General features: G+C 50.4%; 20 protein-coding genes and 1 tRNA gene. 7 read left to right on the forward strand and 14 right to left on the reverse strand.

Annotation, left to right across the window (positions count from 1 at the left end):
* Positions 1–25: 25 nt before the first annotated feature.
* The 9 genes from sufT to trmJ all read right to left on the reverse strand — a co-directional run bounded on the left by sufT (position 26) and on the right by trmJ (position 8,576).
* Positions 26–565, reverse strand: coding sequence for a putative Fe-S cluster assembly protein SufT (sufT, locus tag GILYN3_RS05235; RefSeq protein ID WP_232305509.1), 540 nt, complete (start codon positions 563–565; stop codon positions 26–28).
* Between the two features lie 23 nt (positions 566–588).
* Positions 589–951 (reverse strand): HesB/IscA family protein, encoded by a 363-nt coding sequence (locus tag GILYN3_RS05240; protein WP_049721866.1) that lies wholly within the window; start codon positions 949–951, stop codon positions 589–591.
* Between the two features lie 62 nt (positions 952–1,013).
* On the reverse strand, positions 1,014–2,270 hold the full coding sequence (locus GILYN3_RS05245) for an aminotransferase class V-fold PLP-dependent enzyme (RefSeq protein WP_198147288.1): 1,257 nt from the start codon (positions 2,268–2,270) through the stop codon (positions 1,014–1,016).
* Positions 2,224–3,555, reverse strand: a complete 1,332-nt coding sequence (gene sufD, locus GILYN3_RS05250) for a Fe-S cluster assembly protein SufD (RefSeq protein WP_049721867.1) — start codon at positions 3,553–3,555, stop codon at positions 2,224–2,226. Before sufD ends, GILYN3_RS05245 begins: the two co-directional genes overlap by 47 nt.
* Positions 3,555–4,295, reverse strand: coding sequence for a Fe-S cluster assembly ATPase SufC (gene sufC, locus GILYN3_RS05255; RefSeq protein WP_408606307.1), 741 nt, complete (start codon positions 4,293–4,295; stop codon positions 3,555–3,557). The genes sufD and sufC overlap by 1 nt, the downstream gene beginning before the upstream one ends.
* 66 nt (positions 4,296–4,361) lie before the next feature.
* Positions 4,362–5,798 carry a Fe-S cluster assembly protein SufB gene (gene sufB, locus GILYN3_RS05260; RefSeq protein ID WP_049721869.1) on the reverse strand — a complete coding sequence of 479 codons (1,437 nt, stop codon included), beginning with the start codon at positions 5,796–5,798 and terminating at the stop codon, positions 4,362–4,364.
* Between the two features lie 109 nt (positions 5,799–5,907).
* Positions 5,908–7,080 carry a cysteine desulfurase family protein gene (locus GILYN3_RS05265; protein WP_049721870.1) on the reverse strand — a complete coding sequence of 391 codons (1,173 nt, stop codon included), beginning with the start codon at positions 7,078–7,080 and terminating at the stop codon, positions 5,908–5,910.
* Positions 7,081–7,107: 27 nt separating this feature from the next.
* A complete protein-coding gene (iscR, locus tag GILYN3_RS05270) occupies positions 7,108–7,605 on the reverse strand; it encodes a Fe-S cluster assembly transcriptional regulator IscR (RefSeq protein ID WP_049721871.1) in 498 nt (165 codons plus the stop codon).
* A 182-nt stretch (positions 7,606–7,787) separates the two neighbouring features.
* Positions 7,788–8,576 carry a tRNA (cytosine(32)/uridine(32)-2'-O)-methyltransferase TrmJ gene (gene trmJ / locus GILYN3_RS05275; RefSeq protein ID WP_049721872.1) on the reverse strand — a complete coding sequence of 263 codons (789 nt, stop codon included), beginning with the start codon at positions 8,574–8,576 and terminating at the stop codon, positions 7,788–7,790.
* A gap of 202 nt (positions 8,577–8,778) precedes the next feature.
* Between trmJ and GILYN3_RS05280 the strand changes: the two genes are divergently transcribed.
* Positions 8,779–9,582, forward strand: a complete 804-nt coding sequence (locus tag GILYN3_RS05280; RefSeq protein ID WP_049721873.1) for an inositol monophosphatase family protein — start codon at positions 8,779–8,781, stop codon at positions 9,580–9,582.
* 120 nt (positions 9,583–9,702) lie between these two features.
* Here GILYN3_RS05280 and GILYN3_RS05285 read toward each other — a convergent pair whose 3' ends face one another.
* The 5 genes from GILYN3_RS05285 to queA form a co-directional block, all read right to left on the reverse strand.
* Positions 9,703–11,766 carry a PAS domain-containing protein gene (locus GILYN3_RS05285; protein ID WP_049721874.1) on the reverse strand — a complete coding sequence of 688 codons (2,064 nt, stop codon included), beginning with the start codon at positions 11,764–11,766 and terminating at the stop codon, positions 9,703–9,705.
* Between the two features lie 116 nt (positions 11,767–11,882).
* Positions 11,883–13,049, reverse strand: a complete 1,167-nt coding sequence (gene secF / locus GILYN3_RS05290) for a protein translocase subunit SecF (RefSeq protein ID WP_049721875.1) — start codon at positions 13,047–13,049, stop codon at positions 11,883–11,885.
* 11 nt (positions 13,050–13,060) lie between these two features.
* Positions 13,061–14,917 (reverse strand): protein translocase subunit SecD, encoded by a 1,857-nt coding sequence (gene secD / locus GILYN3_RS05295; protein WP_049722576.1) that lies wholly within the window; start codon positions 14,915–14,917, stop codon positions 13,061–13,063.
* 184 nt (positions 14,918–15,101) lie between these two features.
* The gene (tgt, locus tag GILYN3_RS05300) at positions 15,102–16,223 is read right to left on the reverse strand and encodes a tRNA guanosine(34) transglycosylase Tgt (protein ID WP_049722577.1); all 1,122 of its coding nucleotides are present in this window, start codon (positions 16,221–16,223) and stop codon (positions 15,102–15,104) included.
* 102 nt (positions 16,224–16,325) lie between these two features.
* Entirely contained in the window at positions 16,326–17,393 is a 1,068-nt protein-coding gene (gene queA / locus GILYN3_RS05305) for a tRNA preQ1(34) S-adenosylmethionine ribosyltransferase-isomerase QueA (protein WP_049721876.1), read from the reverse strand.
* 152 nt (positions 17,394–17,545) lie between these two features.
* On the opposite strand from queA, the gene GILYN3_RS05310 reads away from it, so the two are divergent.
* The 6 genes from GILYN3_RS05310 (at position 17,546) to GILYN3_RS05335 (ending at position 22,655) form a co-directional block, all read left to right on the forward strand.
* Positions 17,546–17,632: transfer RNA gene (locus tag GILYN3_RS05310), tRNA-Leu, on the forward strand.
* Between the two features lie 321 nt (positions 17,633–17,953).
* Positions 17,954–19,225 (forward strand): ergothioneine biosynthesis protein EgtB, encoded by a 1,272-nt coding sequence (egtB, locus tag GILYN3_RS05315; protein ID WP_049721877.1) that lies wholly within the window; start codon positions 17,954–17,956, stop codon positions 19,223–19,225.
* A gap of 25 nt (positions 19,226–19,250) precedes the next feature.
* Entirely contained in the window at positions 19,251–20,255 is a 1,005-nt protein-coding gene (egtD, locus tag GILYN3_RS05320; RefSeq protein ID WP_049721878.1) for an L-histidine N(alpha)-methyltransferase, read from the forward strand.
* Positions 20,245–21,006, forward strand: coding sequence for a PhzF family phenazine biosynthesis protein (locus GILYN3_RS05325; protein WP_049721879.1), 762 nt, complete (start codon positions 20,245–20,247; stop codon positions 21,004–21,006). The genes egtD and GILYN3_RS05325 overlap by 11 nt, the downstream gene beginning before the upstream one ends.
* A gap of 151 nt (positions 21,007–21,157) precedes the next feature.
* Positions 21,158–22,075: an adenylate/guanylate cyclase domain-containing protein gene (locus tag GILYN3_RS05330; RefSeq protein WP_157484856.1), complete on the forward strand. Its 918-nt coding sequence runs from the start codon at positions 21,158–21,160 to the stop codon at positions 22,073–22,075.
* 91 nt (positions 22,076–22,166) lie between these two features.
* Positions 22,167–22,655 carry an RDD family protein gene (locus GILYN3_RS05335; RefSeq protein WP_084005123.1) on the forward strand — a complete coding sequence of 163 codons (489 nt, stop codon included), beginning with the start codon at positions 22,167–22,169 and terminating at the stop codon, positions 22,653–22,655.
* Positions 22,656–22,682 lie beyond the last annotated feature (27 nt).

Here is a 22,682-nt window from a genome sequence, read left to right on the forward strand (position 1 = left end):
TGTCCTAATGTGTTTACCGCCACAATCAAAAAAACATGCCGGTTTCTAGCTGTGCCTCTTCGCTCATCATATCGCGGCTCCAAGGTGGATCAAACACCAGCTCAACCTCAACTTCCTGGACATTGGGCACCTTGCTGACCCGATATTCTACGTCGCCCACCAATACCGGCCCCATGCCGCAAGCCGGTGCTGTCAATGTCATGGTAATGCCCACATGACCACGAGCTTGATCTATATCTAGGGTATAGATTAGGCCCAAATTAACCAAGTCAACTGGGATTTCGGGGTCAAAGACAGTTTTTAACGCCTCCCACACCTGCTGGTCACTGATCTGGCCATCACCTGCGTCAGTAAAGTGCAGCGCCTCGGGCTCTTTGCCCAGCGCAGCGGCATCTAAGCCATCTACCCGCACCATTTGGCCGTGATAGCTGAGAGTATAATTCCCCCCCAGCGCTTGGGTGATAGTTACAAAAGTATCTTTAGGGATGGTTACCGGGGTGCCATCAGGCACTCGCCGAGCAGGACAATCGGCCTGCATCACCACCATTTCACGCTCTGTTGCCATAATAAACGCTCGAGTGTGCGGGCTTAACCCACGTTAAAGCTTTCACCACAGCCACAGTGATCTTTGGCGTTGGGGTTTAAGAAGGATAGCTGCCGATTAACACCCTCGGTGACGTAATCGATCTTGGTGCCTCGAATTACGTTTTCACTCGCTTCAGCAACATACAAAGTCACGTCGTCTTGCAGCACAATCTCACGATCATCTGCCGTACCTTTAGCCACTAAGTCCAACACATACATAAAACCCGTGCAGCCACTTTCTTTAACCGACAAGCGCACAGCTGTCGCCGTTTTGTCAGCCGCTAACTGTTGACTAAAATGCTTAATCGCGGCCGGTGTCACCTCAACCAACGCAGTTTGAGCGGGATTAAATTGTTCAACACTCATGCTATTCTCCAAAGGTAATGCGTGTACTGCGTACATAGCATTACGGTCTAGTTGCGCGTTTATTAAGCTAAAAACATTTTGGCTTTTTTTAGGGCGGCCATGAGCTTGGCAACATCGTCTTGATTATTGTACAAGCTAAAGCTGGCGCGCACTGTGCCAGGTATTGCAAATTGATCCATAATCGGCTGCGCGCAATGATTACCCGTGCGCACGGCAACCCCCTGCTGGTCAAGAAGCATACCGACGTCTTGCGGGTGCGCAAAATCACACACAAAACTCATCACCGCTGTTTTATTTGCCGAGGTGCCAACCAACTGATAACCACCCAACTCAAGCAACTGCAGTTGAGCGCTGTTTAATAACTGTTGCTCGTGGGCATCGGCGGCACTGCGATCAAACGATTGCAAAAAATCCACCGCCGCCGCTAAGCCAATGGCACCGGCGATATTGGGTGTGCCCGCCTCAAATTTATACGGCAGCTGGTTGTAGACTGTACCGGTAAAACTTACCGACTCGATCATCTCGCCGCCACCTTGATACGGCGACATTGCTTCTAGCAGATCACGCTTACCGTACAGTGCACCAATTCCTGTGGGACCAAACATTTTGTGGCCAGAGAACACTAAAAAATCACAATCCAGCGCTTGTACATCAATTGGCAAATGGGCAATCGACTGCGCGGCATCTATCAACACCTGTGCGCCCTGCGCGTGGGCTAAAGCAATAATTTCTTTGATCGGGTTGATACTACCCAACGCATTAGACACATGGCCCACAGCCACCATCTTCACGCGGGCATCTAGCTGCGCGGCAAAAGCATCCATATCAATAGTACCGCTCGCATTAACAGCGATTGGCTCTACCGTCGCACCGGTCAACTCTGCCACCATTTGCCAAGGCACGATGTTCGAGTGGTGCTCCATGGCTGACACCAGTACGCGATCACCCGATTTAAGGTTGGCGCGCCCCCAACTGGCAGCGACTAAATTTATCCCCTCCGTGGTGCCTCGTGTCCACAGCAACTGCTCTTTTGTCGGCGCGTTAATAAACGCTGCCAACTGAGCGCGAGCGAGCTCAAATTTCTCCGTCGCACGATCACTTAACGCATGCGCGCCACGGTGTACATTACTGTTGTCATAGCGATAATAATTAGCAATCGCGTCAATCACCGAGTTGGGCTTTTGGGTAGTCGCCGCATTATCAAGGTAAACCAATGGATGGCCGTTTACCTCTTGCGCCAATATCGGAAACTGAGCGCGAATACTCGCCGCATCAAATTGAGTCAAGATCATCTCCATCAAACAACAACAAATCGACATCGCGACCAAACTGATGCGCCAGCTCGGGCAGCAAATAGCCAAGCACTGCTTGATTTTCAAGCTGTTGAATCAACTCATTAATAAAACCAAAACTCAACATTATTCGCGCTTGATCTTTGTCGACACCGCGAGCTTGCAGATAATACAAGGCATCATCGTTAATTTGACTAACAGTGGCGCCATGGGCGCAGCGTACGTCATCGGCGTAGATTTCAAGCTCAGGCTTGGTGTCTATCTCGGCTTTATTTGAGGTTAAAAGATTTTTATTGCTAAGCTGGGCCAAAGTTTTTTGCGCATCTTTGTGGATATGGATACGACCATTAAACACAGCCCGAGCCCGATCGCCGATAATGCCGCGAAACACCTCATTGGTGGTGCAATGCGGTACGCAATGTTGCACATTGGTGTGGTAATCAACCAATTGTTTATTGCGCGGTAGATACACACCATTTAGCTCAACATGAGCGCCGGCACCGCGGTGCATCAAACCGTAATCGATCCGAATCAACTCAGCGCCTTTAGCAATAGCAAAGCCGTCAAAATTAGCGTCGCGATTAAGCTCGACAAACACACCACCTACGTGATGAATCGCCTCGCCTTCTAGGTTTAAACGGTAGTGCTTAAAGCGTGCGTTATCGCCAATAACCACTTCGGTCTGGGCATTAACAAAACCTTTCGTAGCGTCGGTCGCGGTTGCGTAATGCTCAACCACCTCAGCTTCGGCACCCTGCTCTAGCACCACCAACAAGCGAGTGTTGACTAATGGTGCAGCCGTCTCGCTGATTCGATTAACAAGATACAACGGTTTATCAAGCTTAACGCCTGCCGCCACATGCAGTAGTACGCCCTGCTGCAACAGTGCTTCACTCATGGCCGCAAACAGGTGCTGTTCGCTATCAGCTAAACGACCTAAATGCGCCTCAATAATCTTGCTTTGCGCATCGTCAGCATCGGCAAACAGAGTCAAGGCTGCGGGCAACTCACCGCAAGCTGCCGTATCAATAACGCCATCGGTAATCACTAATCGGTAGGCGTCGGCATCAATCCAGGCATCGACCGGAAAACTCGCTGGGTCGCCCTGATTGGCCGCCCCAAAAGATGCCACCTTGCCTAACGCGGCAAGTGATGTGTACTTCCAGCTCTCGGTACGGCGACTAGGCCAATCAACGGCCTGAAACCGTTGGCTGCCGCGCTCGCGCAGGTTTTGAAGCCATTGCGGCGTCGTTAAATCTTGCTCAGGCAGCTCTTTGGCCAGCGACAAAGCTTGCCGCTTAAAATCATTCATTACGCCACCCCGCCTTCCAGCCAACCGTAACCTTTAGCCTCTAACTCTTTCGCTAAGCTTTTATCGCCCGACTTAACAATTTTTCCGTCGGCTAAAACATGTACGTAATCTGGCACAATATAATCAAGCAAACGCTGGTAGTGTGTAACCACAATAAAGCTGCGATCTTTGTTGCGCATAGCATTTACACCATCGGCAACAGTTTGCAGCGCATCAATATCTAGGCCCGAGTCTGTTTCATCCAAAATGCATAAGCTAGGCTCAAGCAGCATCATTTGTAAAATTTCGTTGCGTTTTTTCTCGCCCCCCGAAAAGCCTTCGTTAACACCGCGTTTTAAAAACGCTTGATCCAGTTTCACTTTTTGGCTGGTAGTACGTGCCAGCTTCATAAACTCTACCGATGACAGTGCAGGCAACCCTTTGTGTTTACGCACAGTGTCAACCGAGACTTTTAAAAATTCCATATTGCTGACGCCGGGTATTTCTACCGGGTACTGAAACGCCAAAAACACCCCCTCACGTGCCCGCTCTTCAACCGCAAGGTCAAATAAGTTTGCGCCTTTAAATTCAACTGTTCCGCTACTGACCTCATAACCATCGCGCCCCGACAACACATTGCCTAGGGTGCTTTTACCGGCGCCATTAGGCCCCATAATGGCGTGCACTTCACCAGGCTTTATCTCAAGGCTTAGGCCTTTAAGAATTTCTTTGTCTTCAACGCTGGCGTGGAGATTGTTTATGCGTAACATAGTTCGGTTCTCTCAATCATTAAATTTTGTGGCGGTTAAGCGATACGTCGACCGTCATTAACCTACCGAGCCTTCAAGGCTAACCTCGAGCAGCTTGCCGGCCTCAACCGCAAACTCCATCGGCAACTCTTTAAACACCTCACGACAAAAGCCGTTGACGATCATCGACACTGCCTTTTCAGGATCTAGGCCGCGCTGTGCGCACAAAAACATTTGATCGTCGCTAACTTTTGAGGTGGTCGCCTCGTGCTCGATAACCGCACTGGGGTTTTTGCTTTCAATATAGGGGAAGGTATGGGCACCGCAGCGATCGCCAATAAGCAGCGAGTCACACTGAGTAAAGTTACGCGCCCCATCGGCGCCGGGATTCATCCGCACTAAGCCGCGGTAGCTGCTATCGCTACGCCCTGCCGAAATACCTTTAGCAATTATAGTAGAGCGCGTATTTTTACCAATGTGGATCATTTTAGTACCGGTATCGGCTTGCTGAAGATTATTAGTCAACGCCACCGAATAAAACTCACCAACACTGTTGTCGCCACGCAATATGCAACTGGGGTATTTCCACGTTATCGCTGAGCCTGTCTCAACTTGGGTCCAGCTAATTTTTGCACTTTCGTGACAAACACCACGCTTAGTCACAAAATTATAAATACCGCCTTTGCCCTCGGCGTCACCAGGATACCAATTTTGTACGGTCGAATATTTGATTTCTGCGTTGTCGCAAGCAACCAGTTCAACCACCGCTGCGTGCAATTGATTTTCATCACGCATCGGGGCAGTACAACCTTCAAGATAGCTCACGTGAGAGCCCTCTTCTGCGACAATCAAGGTACGTTCAAACTGTCCGGTGTTTTGCTCATTAATTCGAAAATAGGTTGACAGCTCCATCGGGCAGCGTACACCTTTAGGAATAAATACAAACGATCCATCCGAGAATACGGCTGAGTTGAGCGCGGCAAAATAATTATCTTTTTGCGGCACAACCGAGCCTAAATATTTTTTAATAAGCTCAGGGTATTTTTCAATCGCTTCGCTAATACTGCAAAATATCACTCCAGCCTCAAGTAACTTTTCCCGAAAGGTGGTTACCACGCTGACCGAATCGAATACCACATCCATTGCGACACCGGCAAGTACCGCCTGCTCATGCAGGGGAATGCCAAGTTTTTCATAAGTGGCGAGCAGCTCGGGATCGACCTCATCTAAACTTTGTGGGCGCTCATCCATACTTTTAGGGGCGCTGTAGTAGGAGATAGATTGAAAGTCTACCGGCGGGTATTTAACTTTTGCCCAATCGGGAGATTCCATTTCTTGCCAAGCGCGAAACGCTTGCAGACGCCAGTCGAGCATCCACTCGGGCTCATCTTTTTTAGCCGAAATAAAACGCACCACATCTTCGTTAAGACCGGGTGGCAACGTTTCAGATTCAATAGCGGTATGAAACCCCGCGGCATACTCTTTACTGATTAGGTGCTCTACCTGTTCAGACATTTCTCACCTCTTTCTTCGCTGTGGCGAAGTGCTCAGGAATTACCCGAATGACTAATCACATGCCGCCATAGCGACATTCGATGCGGCTTGGGCGCCGTCTTGTTTGTACTTAACTGACTTTTGCTGTGAGCTTACCGACCACCGTATTAATGTGAGCAATCGTGCGTTCGACTTCGTGCTCGGTGGTGTAGCGCCCCAGTGAAATACGCAAAGTCGCCAACGCCTCGGCATCACTTAAACCAATCGCCTTTAAAACGTAACTGGGCGCCATGCTGGCTGAGGTGCAGGCAGAGCCCGTCGACAAAGCCAGCTCTCGTAGTGACAACAACAACAGCTCGCCATCGAGCTCACCAAATGTCACGCTTAAATGGCCACAGGCACGCGCGCTCGGATGACCATTGACACGAACACCCGGCAAACCCGCAATACCAGCCCAAAGTCGATCGCGCAATTGTGCAACCTGCTCTGGGCTGTTTTTTTGTTCGGAGCCTCGCTCCAGCTCAGCGCGAGCTAAATCGGCGGCCACACCAAAACCCACGCACTGATGAGTCGCCAAGGTGCCAGAGCGCATACCGCGCTCGTGGCCACCTCCGTGGATTTGCGCGGCCAGCTTGAGCGCCGGACTACGACGCACATACAAGGCGCCCACACCTTTGGGACCATAGAATTTATGCGCCGACAGTGACAGCAAATCGGCGCCTAACTCGGTAACGTTTACCGGCATTTTACCCAGCGCCTGCGCGGCATCGACATGCAATAAACAGCCGTGCTCGCGGCACAATTGGGCTATCTCGGCAATTGGGTTAATGGTGCCCAGCTCGTTATTAACCAACATCACGCTCACCAAGCGAGTATTGCTACGCAAGACACTCGCAACCGCTTGAGCTGTAATCCTGCCGCTGCTATCGGGGGCAATCAAACTCAACTCATGCCCCTGCTCGGCCAGCCATTGAGCTGGGTCGAGCACAGACTTATGCTCTATGGCACTTACCGCCAAATGCCCTACATCTTTGCCCGCCGACTCAAACACTCCCTTTAATGCCAAATTGTTTGATTCGGTCGCACCACTCGTCCAAACGATCTCGCGAGCATCGGCGCCAATAAGCTCAGCAATCTGCCCGCGCGCCGTCTCAACGGCCTCTTCGGCTTGCCAACCGTACCGGTGTGAACGTGATGCAGGGTTGGCAAAGTTACCATCAAGCGTCAGGCACTGCGCCATGGCCTCTGCAACCTCGGGGGCAACCGGCGTGGTCGCAGCGTAGTCTAGGTAGATGGGTGTCATACTACTGATCTCAATCCCAAGCGACGCCTAATGGCGGTCACTGCAAACAATGTGTTTTGGCAGAGGCTCGGGTTCTAAATTGGCGCCACGGCGCTCATCTTGACGTTTACAAACCACTTGAATATCTCGCCGCTCCACTAGGTCGGCTAGCGTGATACCACTTAAAAACTGATGGATTTGACCACTTAGGTCCTGCCACAGATGATGGGTAATGCAGATTTCACCGTCCTGACAATCGCCTTTGCCTTTGCAGCGAGTCGCATCCAGCGACTCGCTTACGGCATCAACAACCTGCACGATGGAGATTTCGTTAGCCGTGCCGGCCAAGCAATAACCACCGCCTGGGCCGCGCACGCTGCGCACCAAAGTTTCACGGCGCAGCTTGGCAAACAACTGCTCTAAATACGATAACGAGATTCCCTGACGCTCGGAGATGTCAGCAAGACTCACAGGCCCACACTCACCATGAAGTGCAAGATCCAGCATAGCGGTTACCGCATAGCGGCCCTTGGTGGTCAATCTCATTTGCTTACGGCTGCCCCCAATGCTGGTTAAATCGTCGATCGGTACTCGTCAATATCGCTAATCGTGCCCAGTTGCGCGTAAAAAATAACGCCAAACCAAATGTCCGACCATTTTACTCAACTATTGCACATATTCCAAGCACCGTAAGGCGGCGGGCGACTTAAGCGCAAGGATTCTCGCACTTAGGCCTCAGAATCATCAGCTGACAACGCTTTAATTTCATTGCGAGAGCGAAAGATGTAGTTCTGGGTACTGGTAAGTACACCGCGCAAAATACTCAGCTCCATTTCATCCATACGAATACGCCCGTACAAGCGGCGTAAACGTGTCATAGTTTGGCGCGGGTTGTCCGGCTCTAAAAAGCCCAACTCTTCTAGTGTTTGCTGTAGGTGGTCGTAGTAGCGCTCAAGGCCGTCCACCTTGGCTGGCGGTACATCCCAATCATCGAAGGTTGGTGCTTTACCTTCCTGCCACGTTAAGTGGGCCATGCGCAACTCATAGGCAATCACCTGTACTGCGCACGCTAAATTAAGCGAGCTGTAATCATCGTTGGCCGGTATGTGTACATGGTAATGGCACTTGTGCAGCTCTTCGTTGGTGAGGCCACGATCCTCGCGACCAAAAATTACCGCCACTTCGTGCTCGCCCGCCTCGGCGATAGCTTTGGTGCCACACTCACGTGGGTTGACCAACGGCCAGGGGATTCTACGCTCGCGAGCACTGGTGCCAACCACTAAGCCACAATCGGCAATAGCCTCATCCAATGTCTCCACCACAATCGCATTGTCTAGAATATCTTGGGCGCCAGCAGCGCGCCAAACAGCTTTTTCGGCGGGAAAATCTTTAGGTGCAACTAGGTATAGCTTTGTCAAACCCATGTTTTTCATGGCGCGTGCAGCACCACCTATATTGCCTGGGTGGGAGGTATTCACCAGCACAATACGCAGGTTATTTAATCGGTTTTCGCTCATCAACGCACCCTTGGATAAGATTGCCCATGCACTGGGCTAACTAAAAGGGCGGCATTCTAACAAAATCAGCCGCAAAGGAGTACATTTGCGGCTGATTGTACTGGTTTAGCCGGTATGTGGTTGCTATAATCGCCGGTTCTGGCCACTCCCCTTCGCGGTGACGCTCCGTTCTTTACTGACTCTGACTTGTTGATGGTGCCCCATGGAACCCATGCTGAATATTGCTTTGCGTGCTGCGCGCAAGGCCGGCGAACTGATCGAGCGCGCATCTGAGCGCGTTGACCTTGTTTCTATCGAGGAAAAAGATCGCAATGATTTCGTTACCGAGGTGGATAAAGCCGCCGAGAAAGAAATCATCTACCACCTAAGAAAGGCTTTTCCAGATCACAGCATCATCGGCGAAGAAGGCGGCTCTCAGCCGGGCAGCAACACCGATGTTGAGTGGATTATTGACCCTCTGGACGGCACCACTAACTTTATTCACGGCATCCCACACTACTCAGTTTCTATCGCCTGCCGCATCAAAGGCCAGCTAGAGCACGCGGTAGTATACGACCCCATCAAGCGCGAAGAATTTACCGCCAGTCGCGGCCGTGGCGCAACCCTTAATGGTCGCCGTATGCGCGTTAGTAATCGTCGTGGCTTAGCCGGCGCCCTTATCGGCACTGGGATTCCTTTTAACGGTTACGCGCTAGAGAACATCTCCCCCTATTTAGCCGCACTGCAAGAAATTGCTGGGCAAACAGCGGGCATTCGTCGCGCCGGATCGGCCGCACTCGACTTAGCTTACGTGGCTGCAGGCCGCTTTGATGCCTTTTGGGAAATGAACCTAAATAGCTGGGATATGGCTGCAGGCATCTTATTGGTAAAAGAAGCCGGTGGTCTGGTGAGCGATTTCCATGGCGCACACAATTACATGGATAACGGCAATATTATTTGCGGCGGCCCTAAAGTGTTTAAGCCAGTATTACAAATTGTGAAAAAACATATGGAACACATCCGCTAGCACGCAACAGCCAAGCTCCAAGCATTAAGTTACAACTATAAAAAGGCGGATGAGTTTACTCATCCGCCTTTTTATTATTAACCGCCAGGCACTTACTCTTAGGCACGTAGGTGTTGACCACTAACCCTCAGGCTGCGCTGGTACACTCGGGGAAATCAAAGCCGCCGCTTCGGTTTCGCCAGCCAATTGATTTAACGCCAACACCAACTGATTAATTTGCAACGGCTTGCTTAAGTATTGATAAAAGCCCGCAGTACGGCCTTTTTGCTCATCAATACACATAATATTAGCCGACAAACCGATAATCGGGATTAATGCCGTAGCCGGATCCTTTTGTAAAACCTTCAGTACCTCATAACCGTCCAAGCCGGGCATATCAATATCCAACAAAATAACATCCGGTCGACTGTTGCGCGCGTGATAAATCCCCAAAAATGGCTCTTCTGCCACCTCGAGCAAGTAGTTATCGTAACGACTTAAAAACTGTTGTATTAATCGAATATTGGCGAGATTATCTTCGATATAAAGCATTCGGCACGAACGCTTATTGATCAGCGTATCTGCGCTAGCTAAATCAACCTCCACTACATTTTTAGGGGTCTTATTAACCGCTTTACCGCAGTGCTCTAAATCCAACCAAAAGCAGGTACCCGAATCTACCTCACTGGTAAAACCGATGCGACCGCGCATAATTTCAACCAACTGCTTAGTAATTGCCAGCCCTACTCCCGTCCCTTCAACACCGCTCAACTCGGCGTGTAAACGATTAAAAGGTTGAAACACACTGTCGTATAAATGCGGCGCAATACCAACACCGGTATCGCGCACACTTATACGTAAAAAATGATCCTCACGCGCGGAAAGACTTACCTCCACCTCACCACCTACGCGATTATATTTTATCGAGTTACTGAGCAAATTAAGCAGTGCTTGCTTAAGCCTTCCTGGATCGGCAGTCACGCAGGCATCATCTAAGTTTTGATACTTGGCATGCAAAAAGATACCGCGCGCGTCGGCCTGATGCCGCACCAACGTAAAACAGTCGGCGATCACTCGCGTCACCAGCACTGGCTGCAACTCAGCATCTATATTGCCCGATTCAATTTTCGCCAAATCGAGAACATCATTAATCAAACGCAATAAATGAGCTCCGGCCGAGCGAATCTCTCGTAAATTGTCTTTTTGCACCGCATGGAGATTATCATCGTATTCAAACAGCTGGGTGTAACCCAATATAGCGTTTAGCGGAGTGCGCAGTTCGTGACTCATGCTGGATAAGAAATCACTTTTTGCACGATTGGCTTTTTCAGCGTCTTCTTTTGCCTGCATCACCCGCTCTTCGGCGCGCTTAATGCTGGTAATATCCATATTGGTACCCGACATTCGAGTCGGTTGACCTTGCTCATCAAAACAAGCCCGACCACGGGCACGTATCCAGCGAGTTTCACCCTGTTTAGTATTAACTCGATATTCGATATCAAAAGCGCCCCGCCCCAACATATGTTTGCGTAGGGTGTGATCAAACTTAGGCAAGTCTTCTATATGAATATGGTCACGCCACTGCGACAATCGATCCTGTCCGCGAGTGACTATATCGTCGTTTTCGTTGTAACCTAGATGCTCCCAACAACGATTAGAAAAATGAAAACTATCATCCTCAGCATACCACTCCCAAATACCATCTTTTGAGGCTTGAATAATACGCACTTGGCGCGCTTCGCTTTCGCGCAGCGCCTGCTCGACATTTTTTAATTCGGTAATATCAAAATTGAGACCCGAGATATAACGCGCGCGACCTTGATCATCGCGAATTGAGTCCGCGAGCACTTGAACCCAAATGTACTTACCGGCTTTATTGCGAATCCGATAACAAATGCGCAAAGGCTCAGATGAGCGTAGATGTTCCCGCACCGCCTCGAACATAATGTTGCGATCATCAGGGTGAATATAACTTGGCAGCTGATTGGCATCGTAAAAGACCTCTTTATCAAGCTCGGCATAACCAAGCTGCTGCCAAAAAGCCCCCGACCAATTGATGTGGTTTGTCTCAAGATCCCACTCCCAAAAACCGTAACCACAGCCACAAAATATACGCTGGTAGCGGTAGGCTATCTCGCGCAATTGATCGGTTGTTAAGTTGGTCAGATCTTGGGTAATACTGACATTAGGTTCTTTAATAATCATGCGGCTCTCATAGCGGCTTGCTTAACGACAGCATACCCTGCTTTTATCACAAAAAAAAAGCCCACCGGAGTCCGGTAGGCTTTTCGTCAACAATGCCAGCTAATTGCAACAAAAGCTTAAGGCATTTCGTCTATCTCACTGCCCTCTTTGACCGGCGGCATCAAATCTTCCTTCACGATACGCAGCCACATCAGGGTATTACACGATACATAAATAGATGAGTATGTACCCACGACAATACCGACGATTAATGCCAAAGCAAAACCGCTAATCAGCTCACCGCCAAAAATAAACAACATCATCAATACCAACAACGTTGTTAACGAGGTAATCAGCGTTCGCTCTAAAGATTGCGTTAATGAGGTGTTGATTACCTCAACAGGCGAGCTTTTACGCATTCTGGGAAAGTTTTCCCGAACACGGTCAAACACCACAATGGTATCGTTAAGCGAGTAACCGATAACAGCCAGTACAGCCGCTAATACGGTCAAATCAAAGTCTATTTGAAACAGTGCAAAGAACCCCAACACGATAATAACATCGTGCACCAAGGCCAGCACCGCTCCCACAGAGAACTTAAACTGGAACCGCACCGCCACATACATCATGACCACAGCCAACGCCAAAAGCATGCCCAGGCCGCCTTCATCACGTAGCTCTGCGCCAATCTGCGGGCCCACAAACTCGCTGCGACGCAGCTCTACATCGGTGCCAGTTTTGGCCGCCAACACATCTAAAAGCTCGTCCGTGTATGCGGTATCCAGCGAGTTTTCTGTCAATGCGACAACATTGCTTCCGGCACTGCTTACCTCGATCGAGCCAAAATACTTAGCCGGCAGGACTGAATCGTTAATATCGGCAGCGCTAACGCCACTAAACGTTAACGATTGCGCGTAGTTACCACGATCGCGCGGAGCGCGATCTACAGACACTAACGCCGCATTCGCCGACACACCGGCTAAACGGCGAGCCAAAGACGTCTCGCCGCCATCGGACATAGCACCTTGCGAGCGAATTAACACTTCGCTATCAGAGCCAAACAATACCGCTACGGGATTTACCAAGCCTTCATCGTTTAAAATTTTGCGTATTTCGGGGATATCGGCAGGCTGTGAGAAGCTCACCTCGACCTGCGCACCACCGGTAAAATCTAAACCAAATTTTAAACCGTTCACGGTCAGTGCCGTGATGGATGCTATCAGCAAAACAACAGACAACACTGTTGCTGGCAAATAAGCGCCCATAAAGTTAATTGTTTTGTTTCCTGCTTGTTCGCTAGACATCGTTGACCCCATTAGATCCAAAGCTTCTTGAGATTTTTACGACGGCCGTAAACCAGATTGACCAGCGCGCGTGTACCCATGATGGCAGTAAACATGGACGTTAAAATACCGATAGACAGGGTAACGGCAAAACCTTTGACCGGGCCGGTGCCGATCGCGTAAAGAATAACCGCCACAATTAAGGTGGTTAGGTTGGCATCTAAAATAGTGGTGAAAGCACGATCGTACCCAGCCGAGATTGCCGTATGCGGACTAGCTCCAGCTTTTAGCTCCTCTCGTATTCGGGCAAAAATCAGCACGTTGGCATCCACCGCCATACCCACGGTAAGTACAATACCGGCTATACCGGGCAACGTTAAGGTAGCGCCCAGCAGCGACATAACCGCCACCAGTACTAATACGTTAACGGCCAACGCAATATTGGCAAACACGCCAAACAAGCGGTAGTAAATGATCATAAACAACAACACTAGGCCCATGCCCCACTGCACCGACTTAACACCCAACTGGATGTTTTCGGCACCTAGCGATGGCCCAATAGTGCGCTCTTCGACAAAATACATAGGGGCGGCAAGTGCTCCCGAGCGCAACATCAACGCAAGCTCAGACGCTTCACCTGGGGCATTCAGACCGGTAATCCGAAACTGTACACCCAACGCGCCCTGAATGGTCGCCAAGCTAATCACTTTGTTTTCTGTGTATTGCTCCGGCACTTCGATCTGCTCACCCTGAGCATCAATCTCTGTATTCATGCGGGTTTTGTATTCGATAAACAACACCGCCATGCGACGCCCTATATTAGAGCGAGTGGCGTGATTCATCTTAGTGCCGCCCAGGCTATCAAGGGTGATATTCACTTGCGGTGTATTAGTGTCTGGGTCCAAAGAAGTGGTGGCATTAGCCACATGGTCGCCAGTCAAAATTACTTTGCGCTCCAGCCACGCAAGACGACCTTGATAGTCAAACCGCTCTTTAGCCGCGGCCAATGCGTCGGGCGCGGCCTCTAAACGAAACTCTAAGTTGGCGGTTTTACCAATAACACGTTTTGCTTCGGCGGTATCTTGTACCCCTGGCAGTTGCACAATAATACGGTTGCGCCCTTGGCTTTGCACAATTGGCTCGGACACACCCAGCTCGTTTACCCGCTTGCGCAAGGTCGTTAAGTTTTGGCCTAGTGCGTACTGCTCGATCTCACGCACCGCAGCGTCACTTAACACCGCATGAAACGCAACATCGGCGGTATCGTTTGGCAGATCGGTATTAAACAACATTTGCGGATATTCACCGCGCAACTCTCTCAGTGCGGCATCACGTAATTCAGTCTCACGAAACTCGGCAATAATGGTAGTGCTTTCTACCTCGACCGAACTATAGCGGATACGCGCATCACGCAGCTTATCCTTCATTTCATCGGCGCTGGTTTCTTGGCGTTTTTTAATCGCTGAATCGGTGTCTACTTCAAGTAAGAAGTGCACCCCGCCACGCAAATCCAAACCCAGCTTCATGGGCGCACCGCCCATCGAGACTAACCAATCGGGGGTTGTGGGCGCTTGGTTAAGGGCAACCACGTAATCACTGCCAAGAGTCTCGGCAATCACGCTTTTACCGTGCAACTGAGCCTCGCCATCGTTAAAGCGTAACTTGGCAGACGAACCGTCTTGCTCGGCAGAAAAGTAGCTAATGCCGGCATTGTCGAGCGCTTGCTCGACTTTTTTGAGCACTTTTTCATCGACGGTCATACCGCTAGATGAGCCAGATATCTGTACTGCATCATCGGGCGGGTACAAATTAGGCACAGCGTAAACAAAGCCTAAAATTGCCACGGCGATAATCAGCAGATACTTCCAAAGGGGATAGCGGTTTAACATACGATCATCCGAAACTGGGCCCTGACTTACCACGAAGGCAGGCATCAGGCGTGTTATACATTTATGTCCCGTGCCTATATGGGTCCAAATCCGAACAACTCAAGTGTCCGAGCCTTAATTAAGACGGCAAAAGGCAAACAGGGGCGGATTATACCGAAACTGAGGCCAACAACAATGCGCGCACCTACGCTTCTGGCGCAGGTGGCACGGCTAGGCCTTGACGACCATAAAAATCTTGTAAAAAAGCCTCCAGCGCATCGTTATCTAATGCGTCACGCAACCGGCTCATCACATTTTGGTAGTAACGCAGGTTATGGATAGTGTTGAGCTGAGCACCCAAAATCTCATTACATTTATCCAAATGGTGCAAATAACTGCGGCTAAAATTTTGGCAGGTGTAGCAATCACAGCGCGCATCCAGTGGCGAGGTATCGTGACGATGACAGGCGTTACGAATTTTAATCACCCCTTCATCAACAAATAAATGCCCGTTGCGAGCATTGCGCGTAGGCATCACGCAATCAAACATATCAATGCCGCGACGTACGCCCTCGACAATATCGGCAGGCTTACCAACCCCCATTAAGTAGCGCGGCTTGTTTTTCGGCATTTCGGGTGTCAATGCTTCTAACACTCGCAGCATATCGTCTTTCGGCTCACCCACCGACAAACCGCCAATGGCGTAACCATCAAAGCCTATCGACTCTAAGCCGGCCATCGACTCGCGACGTAGATCTTCGTACATGCCGCCCTGCACAATACCAAACAGTGCTGCTGGGTTATCGCCGTGAGCGGCTTTAGAGCGTGCCGCCCAGCGCATAGACAACTCCATAGAGGTGCGCGCCTCGGCGGGTGTCGCCGGATATGGCGTACACTCATCAAAGATCATCACCACATCCGAGCCCAAATCACGCTGTACTTGAATGGAGATTTCTGGGTCCATAAACACTTTGCTGCCGTCAATCGGCGAGCGAAATGACACCCCCTCTTCTGTGATTTTGCGCAATTTGCCTAAACTAAATACCTGAAACCCACCAGAATCGGTCAGGATAGGCCCGTCCCAGCGCATAAAATCGTGCAAATCACCGTGGGCTTTAATCACCTCAGTGCCCGGACGCAGCATTAAATGAAAGGTGTTGCCCAAGATAATCTCAGCGCCTATTTCGCGGATTTCACGCGGCGCCATACCTTTAACCGTGCCGTAAGTGCCCACCGGCATAAACGCCGGCGTTTGCACTTTACCGCGCGGAAAGCTCAGCTCGCCGCGACGGGCCCGCCCCGACTCCGAGGCGAGCTTAAACTGCATAAAGCATTCACGCTCGCTAGCGTCGGGTGCTTGTTCTGTGACGGCGGCAGATAAAGAATCGGTGGACGAGGTATCGCTAGTCATAGGTAGCTCGGCTTGGCTTTAAGGAGTGGCGCCGGGCAAGTCATCGCCGGCACTAAGATTTTGGGTAATAAACATTGCATCACCGTAACTAAAAAAGCGGTAGTGCTCGGCGACCGCAGCACGGTACGCCGCCATGGTGTGCTGATAACCTGCAAAGGCCGATACCAGCATCAACAACGTAGATTCAGGCAAATGAAAGTTAGTGAGCAACGCATCAATAACCTTAAATTTACAGCCGGGGTAAATAAAAATATCGGTATCGCCCTGCATCGGCGCAATCAGCTCACCCGCCGGCGCTTGTCGCGCGGCACTTTCTAGGCTGCGCACACTGGTGGTGCCTACCGCGATCACTCGCGAGCCACGGGCTTTGGCGGCGCGTACCGCTTGGCACACAGACTCATCGACATCAATCACTTCGCTGTGCATTTTATGATCGGCAATATTATCAACTCGAACCGGCTGAAAAGTCCCCGCGCCTACGTGTAATGTTACAAATGCCAGTTCAACGCCGCGCTCACGCAACTGCGCTAATAGTGCATCGTCAAAATGTAACCCAGCCGTTGGCGCCGCTACTGCACCCTGCTTTTCGCCATAGACGGTTTGATAGCGCTCACGGTCAAGCGCATCGTCTGCGCGATCGATATAAGGTGGCAATGGCATATGGCCGTGCTGCTCTAGTACTTGTAGTACTGGTTCAGGAAAGGTGATCTCAAACAATGCATCTTGCCGTCCGGTCACCTGCAAACGCGTGCCGTCATCCAACACTAATTCAGAGCCGGCCTTGGGCGATTTACTGGCGCGAGTGTGGGCCAATACGTTGAACTCCCCTAGTACCCGCTCGATAAGCACTTCAACCCGTCCGCCGCTGGGCTTATGTGCAAACATCCGCGCGGGGATAACGCGAGTATTGTTAAACACCATTAAGTCTCCCGTTTGCAGCTTATCCAGCAGATCGGGGAATTGCCGATGCTCTAGGCTACCGGTGGGTCCATCCAGACACAGCAAACGGCTACCGCGCCGTTCAATAGCGGGAGTGCGGGCGATTAATTCGTCGGGTAAGACGTAGTCAAAGTCTTGGCGCTGCATAACAGAGAGATCAGAGTTTTTGAAGGCCGGCAAGGTTAGCCCAAAATGCGTTAATTTGCCAGTCAGAGCAAAGCACAATCCAAAGACAACAATAAAAATTTTGCATCAGTGGTTGACGATGGCAAACTCGCTGCTATAATCACGCCCTCTTGGCCAGTGTGGTGAAATTGGTATACACAGGGGATTCAAAATCCCCCGCCCTTAAAAGCGTGCCGGTTCGAGTCCGGCCACTGGTACCATTATTGTTAAACTCGCTGATTATCACCGATCAGAGAGTAAAAAAGCGCAGCTAAACACTGCGCTTTTTTTGTGGGCGCTCTTTTTGTTTGTGGGCGCTCTATTACCTCAGACAGCCTATTTCAAGATCATTCTTAAATAATGCCGCGCTGCACTTGGTATCGCATCAAGTATCACCCGCCTTACTTACCCCAGCCCACACAAGACGATCACCGCAAACTTTTGCACTTGTTAACAACAAAAGTACTCGCCAGATCACAGCCACGCCTTTAAATAGACTTAAACCTGTCCTATGCTGATCACTTAGATGTCGGGGAAACTCTATGCTGCATGAGCAACAAACATTAACAAACACCGAACTGCTGCAATGGTATGACGCGGTTCGCCAGCGCACCGTGGCTCTGACCCATGGTTTGAGCGCCGAGGATATGATGCTGCAGTCTATGTCCGACGCCAGCCCCACCAAATGGCACTTAGCTCATACCAGCTGGTTTTTTGAAACTTTTGTACTAAAACCCTACGCCGCAAACTACCGCGTTTATAATGCGAGCTTTGAATACCTGTTTAACTCTTACTACGATAGCATTGGCGAGCGTCACCCACGCCCTGTGCGCGGCTTACTCTCTCGCCCCTCACTCGAGCAAGTTTTAGCCTATCGCCGTTATATTGATGACGCCATGCAAACGTTTATAGATACGCAGCCAACAGGCGCGTCTATTACAAGCGTGATTACCACCGGCCTGCACCACGAGATGCAACACCAAGAACTGATCCTTACCGATATCAAACACGCGCTGGCGCAAAACCGCGCCGCGTTCAAAGCAGACTGCCGATCTGTCAGCTCTGCGGCACCTGAAGCTCAAGCCAGCCACACAACACCAATGTTCAGCTCCTTTCCAGAAGGCACTTATTGGATTGGCGCCGAGCCTAACGGCTTTAGCTACGATTGCGAGCGCAGCCGTCACCGTGTGTTTTGCAACGCTTTTGCTTTAAGCAACTGCCCGGTTAGTAATGCTCAGTGGCTTGAATTTATGGCGGCCGGCGGCTACCAAGACCCCACCTGGTGGTTATCCGATGGCTGGAGTTACCAGCAACAACACCAATGGCAAGCACCGTTGTACTGGCAAAAGATCGACAACGAATGGTTTGAATTGCGTTTTGATGGCTACCACCGGGTCAACCTATCTGCCCCCGTTTGCCACATTAGTTACTTTGAGGCCGACGCCTTTGCCCGCTGGGCAAATTGTCGTCTGCCCACCGAGTTTGAGCTGGAAGTGGCGGCCGCGCAAAATCCGCTGCAAGGTAACTTTGCCGAGTCGAATCACTGGCACCCACAACCCAAAACACCGCACACCGGCTTACAACAGATTTACGGTGACGTTTGGGAGTGGACCTCGAGCAGTTATGCCCCCTACCCTGACTTTAATCCAGAGCAAGGCGCGCTGGGCGAGTACAACGGCAAATTCATGGTTAATCAGTACGTGTTGCGCGGTGGCTCTTGCGCTACGGCTCAGGCACAGATGCGCCCGAGTTATCGCAACTTTTTTTACCCTCACCAGCGCTGGCAATTTAGCGGCTTGCGTCTTGCCCATTAACATCACTCACAAGGAGAGCTGAGTTATGACTACCGCACTAGCAACGGACAAAACCAAGCCCGCAACCGCGCCACAAAATCAAGAATTTCTTGCCGATGTACTCAGCGGCTTGGCGCTACAACAAAAACAGCTAGCCCCAAAATATTTTTACGATGAGAGAGGTTCGCAGCTGTTTGACGACATCTGCGCACTCGATGAATATTACCCTTATCATGTCGAGCTTGATCTGTTACCCAAAGTGGCTGCAGAGCTAAGTCATTTTTTTCACACCGAACAAGCGGGCGATTTATCCGTGGTTGAGTTTGGCGCGGGCTCGTTACGTAAAATCACCCCTTTGCTGAAGCGCATCAACACCGTTAAAAACCTTACCGCCATCGATATCAGCCAAGAGCATCTGTTAAATTCTTGCGCAGAGCTACGCCATCAATTTAAACATCTAGACGTCACCGCTAAGGTCCATGATTTCACCCAGCCGCTAAGTCTAGACAAAACCGGCTTAACTCGCATGGGCTTTTTCCCAGGCTCCACCATTGGTAATTTTGACCGCATCCAAGCACTGGATTTTTTACGCAGTGCTGGGCAAACCTTGGGTAACGGCGCTTACTTACTGATTGGTGTCGACACCAAAAAACCTAACGATATCCTGCACCATGCCTATAACGATGCTCAGGGCGTGACCGCGCAATTTAACAAAAACATTTTAACGCGTATTAATCGCGAGCTTGAGGGCAACTTTGAGCTCCAACATTTTGCCCATCACGCGTTCTATAACCCCGATCAGGGACGTATTGAAATGCATCTACGCAGCTTGCGTGAGCAGCATGTCCGAGTGGCTGACCACGAGTTTTACTTTGCCAAAAACGAAAGCATACACACCGAAAACTCTTACAAATATCACGCTGCAGAATTTACAGACTTAGCTCAAAAAGCCCACTGGTATACTCGTCAGGTATGGATGGCGCCCAACGATTTATTTGCCATTAGCTTACTGCAGCACCAACCGAGTAACGCAAGCAACAATGATTGTTGATAGTTTTTGCGGGCCGCGTGCGTTAGGTAACCGACACTATATTGTTGTTCTTGAAAAGTTCACATTAGCGCAAAACGCCGATCATATTCCACAGCAAGTCATTCAGCCGCAAGCCAACACAGTCGTCTTATGGCAACAACGCGGCTCTTGGCATGTACGATTTTTTGATAAAGGCCAACCAGTACGGCGTTGCGGCTCTGGCAATATCGCCATCGCTGCTTACATGCATAACCGATATCAACGACCGTTTACTCAAACACTGCAAACTATCGCTGGCACTGTGGTTTTAGGCGTAGATACTACCGGTGCCTATTACCGCGACCGCCCCGGCCAGATAATACCAATAAAAAATCTGGCGCACTGGGAGCACTTATGCCAAACCCCGCTAACAAGTGCCGCACAAATAGGCGGCCGACAAGATTACACTCTGGTATTGCTGCCCAACAGCGAGGCATTATTACGCTTAAAGCTACGCAGTCATGCACTTAAGTTGTACAGCGCCCGCTCGGTGATCGCCCTAGCACCCGCTCCGCGGCACTGGCAATTACGCTATTTTGCACCGCAATATGGCGTACCCGAGGATGCCGCTACCGGCTCTGCCTGCGTGCAGGCCAGTGGTTATTTGGCCAAGAAAACCAATAAGCACCATTTTAACTTTATCCAACGCTCACCCGCCGGCGGTATTATTCACACCGAGCATCGCTCGCAACACACTATCGTCCGTGGAAACTATCAATTAATCAGCGATTAGCGGCCCCAATTTAGTTCTGACAAGTAAAAATCTGCCAACACACATAAACCCGCTGACTGCCGGACAACACGGCACTAAAGCTTGTGTTTAGCAGTGCCGCCTAAGCTCCCCAATGTGTATAATTGCCAAAACCCCGAACCAGAGTGCCGCAATGTCTGCCCAGCGCGAAATACAAGCCGTGATGTTTGCCGATGTGTCTGGCAGCTCCCGCCTCTATAAAAAGCAAGGTAACACTCAAGCTAAAGACCTTATTGATCAGACCTTAAGTATGAGTCGCCGTGTGATCGAGCGCCACGCAGGGGTGGTCGTTAAAAATATTGGCGACGAAGTTATGGCACGTTTTTCCAGCGCTACCGACGCCTGCCAAGCAGCCCTTGAGTTACAGCGTCAATCGCGCAACTTAAAACTGCAGGCATTGCGCATTGGTATTGCTTACGGCGCCACCTTACTCGATTCACAAGGCGACGTTTTTGGTGACGTGGTGAACGAGGCCGCCGAGGTTTCGCACATCGCTCGCGCTCGTCAAATTGTGATTAGCCACGCGGTAATAGAACAACTTAGCCCACTTATGGCGCAACAATGCGACGCGTTTGATCATGTGGTTTTAAAAGGGGCCGAGCAAACTTGCACAGTGTATCGCCTGCACTGGGAAGCCCCCAGCGTTACTCACAGCGCCACTGCGGTAATGGATGTTCGCGAGCTGCACAAAGAGCTCGAGCGCCATCGGTTATATTTGCGCGCCATTGAGCGCGACAGCAACTACACTCCCGAGCAACTACCACTAACCTTTGGTCGCGAGCATAGCCGTGTACACTGGCCGATCAACTCCGTCCGCGCCTCACGTGAGCACGGCAACATTATGTTTCGGCGCGGAAAATATATTTTAGTCGATCACAGCACTAACGGCACTTATATGCAAAATGATGATCAAGCAGAGATAATTTATTTACGCCGCGAAGAGATTCCGTTAACCGGCAGCGGCCGCATTAGCTTTGGCTTACCACTCGATGCAGCAGACAGTTACGTTATCGAGTTCTCTATCGGTGGCGGCACTAATTTGCAGAATTAATCGCTCCGACATCAAACCAGCGAAACATTTCACGGCATTTATTCTTAATCGATAAATACCCACACAACGATATTAAAACCGGTAACGCTACATGTCCCGCTCAAAAACACCCACACAACCGACGACTAAAAAACTTGTTGTTACCACCGCAGGCGTACTAAAGCGCTTAGCCGCCGGAGTTTACGACAGCCTATTAATTATGGCGCTAAGCCTTGCTTATAGTGCCGCCGTGCTGGCAGTAAATACTCTACTGCTAGGCGATACGCTAGCGCCTGGAGAAAAGGCCAACATGGGGGTTTTAGGGTTTATCGGCTGGGTGGCTATTTGGATTGGGTTTTACATTGTGTTTTGGCAGCGTTTTGGACAAACATTAGGCATGAAAGCTTGGCGCCTAAAACTAACCAATGCCGATGGTGGAAAACCCAGTATTAAACAATGCTTATTACGATGCTTGTTTGGCAGCTTATCACTTGCACTTTTTGGCTTGGGGTACTTTTGGCTATGGTTCGACTCCGAGCGCCTTACGCTGCACGATCGGCTCTCGGGAACCCGCGTGGTACAGCTGCCTAAAGGCCACTAAGTGGTGGCCTTAGCAGAATAAAATATT

It is taken from the genome of Gilvimarinus polysaccharolyticus, from assembly GCF_001187555.1.
GTDB lineage: Bacteria > Pseudomonadota > Gammaproteobacteria > Pseudomonadales > Cellvibrionaceae > Gilvimarinus > Gilvimarinus polysaccharolyticus.

Coding starts and splice junctions, on each gene's coding strand:
- sufT (WP_232305509.1), bottom strand. CDS start 565: ATGGCAACAGAGCGTGAAATGGTGGTGATGCAGGCCGATTGTCCTGCT.
- GILYN3_RS05240 (WP_049721866.1), bottom strand. CDS start 951: ATGAGTGTTGAACAATTTAATCCCGCTCAAACTGCGTTGGTTGAGGTG.
- GILYN3_RS05245 (WP_198147288.1), bottom strand. CDS start 2,270: ATGTCGATTTGTTGTTGTTTGATGGAGATGATCTTGACTCAATTTGAT.
- sufD (WP_049721867.1), bottom strand. CDS start 3,555: ATGAATGATTTTAAGCGGCAAGCTTTGTCGCTGGCCAAAGAGCTGCCT.
- sufB (WP_049721869.1), bottom strand. CDS start 5,798: ATGTCTGAACAGGTAGAGCACCTAATCAGTAAAGAGTATGCCGCGGGG.
- GILYN3_RS05265 (WP_049721870.1), bottom strand. CDS start 7,080: ATGACACCCATCTACCTAGACTACGCTGCGACCACGCCGGTTGCCCCC.
- iscR (WP_049721871.1), bottom strand. CDS start 7,605: ATGAGATTGACCACCAAGGGCCGCTATGCGGTAACCGCTATGCTGGAT.
- trmJ (WP_049721872.1), bottom strand. CDS start 8,576: ATGAGCGAAAACCGATTAAATAACCTGCGTATTGTGCTGGTGAATACC.
- GILYN3_RS05280 (WP_049721873.1), top strand. CDS start 8,779: ATGGAACCCATGCTGAATATTGCTTTGCGTGCTGCGCGCAAGGCCGGC.
- GILYN3_RS05285 (WP_049721874.1), bottom strand. CDS start 11,766: ATGATTATTAAAGAACCTAATGTCAGTATTACCCAAGATCTGACCAAC.
- secF (WP_049721875.1), bottom strand. CDS start 13,049: ATGTCTAGCGAACAAGCAGGAAACAAAACAATTAACTTTATGGGCGCT.
- secD (WP_049722576.1), bottom strand. CDS start 14,917: ATGTTAAACCGCTATCCCCTTTGGAAGTATCTGCTGATTATCGCCGTG.
- tgt (WP_049722577.1), bottom strand. CDS start 16,223: ATGCAGTTTAAGCTCGCCTCGGAGTCGGGGCGGGCCCGTCGCGGCGAG.
- queA (WP_049721876.1), bottom strand. CDS start 17,393: ATGCAGCGCCAAGACTTTGACTACGTCTTACCCGACGAATTAATCGCC.
- egtB (WP_049721877.1), top strand. CDS start 17,954: ATGCTGCATGAGCAACAAACATTAACAAACACCGAACTGCTGCAATGG.
- egtD (WP_049721878.1), top strand. CDS start 19,251: ATGACTACCGCACTAGCAACGGACAAAACCAAGCCCGCAACCGCGCCA.
- GILYN3_RS05325 (WP_049721879.1), top strand. CDS start 20,245: ATGATTGTTGATAGTTTTTGCGGGCCGCGTGCGTTAGGTAACCGACAC.
- GILYN3_RS05330 (WP_157484856.1), top strand. CDS start 21,158: ATGTCTGCCCAGCGCGAAATACAAGCCGTGATGTTTGCCGATGTGTCT.
- GILYN3_RS05335 (WP_084005123.1), top strand. CDS start 22,167: ATGTCCCGCTCAAAAACACCCACACAACCGACGACTAAAAAACTTGTT.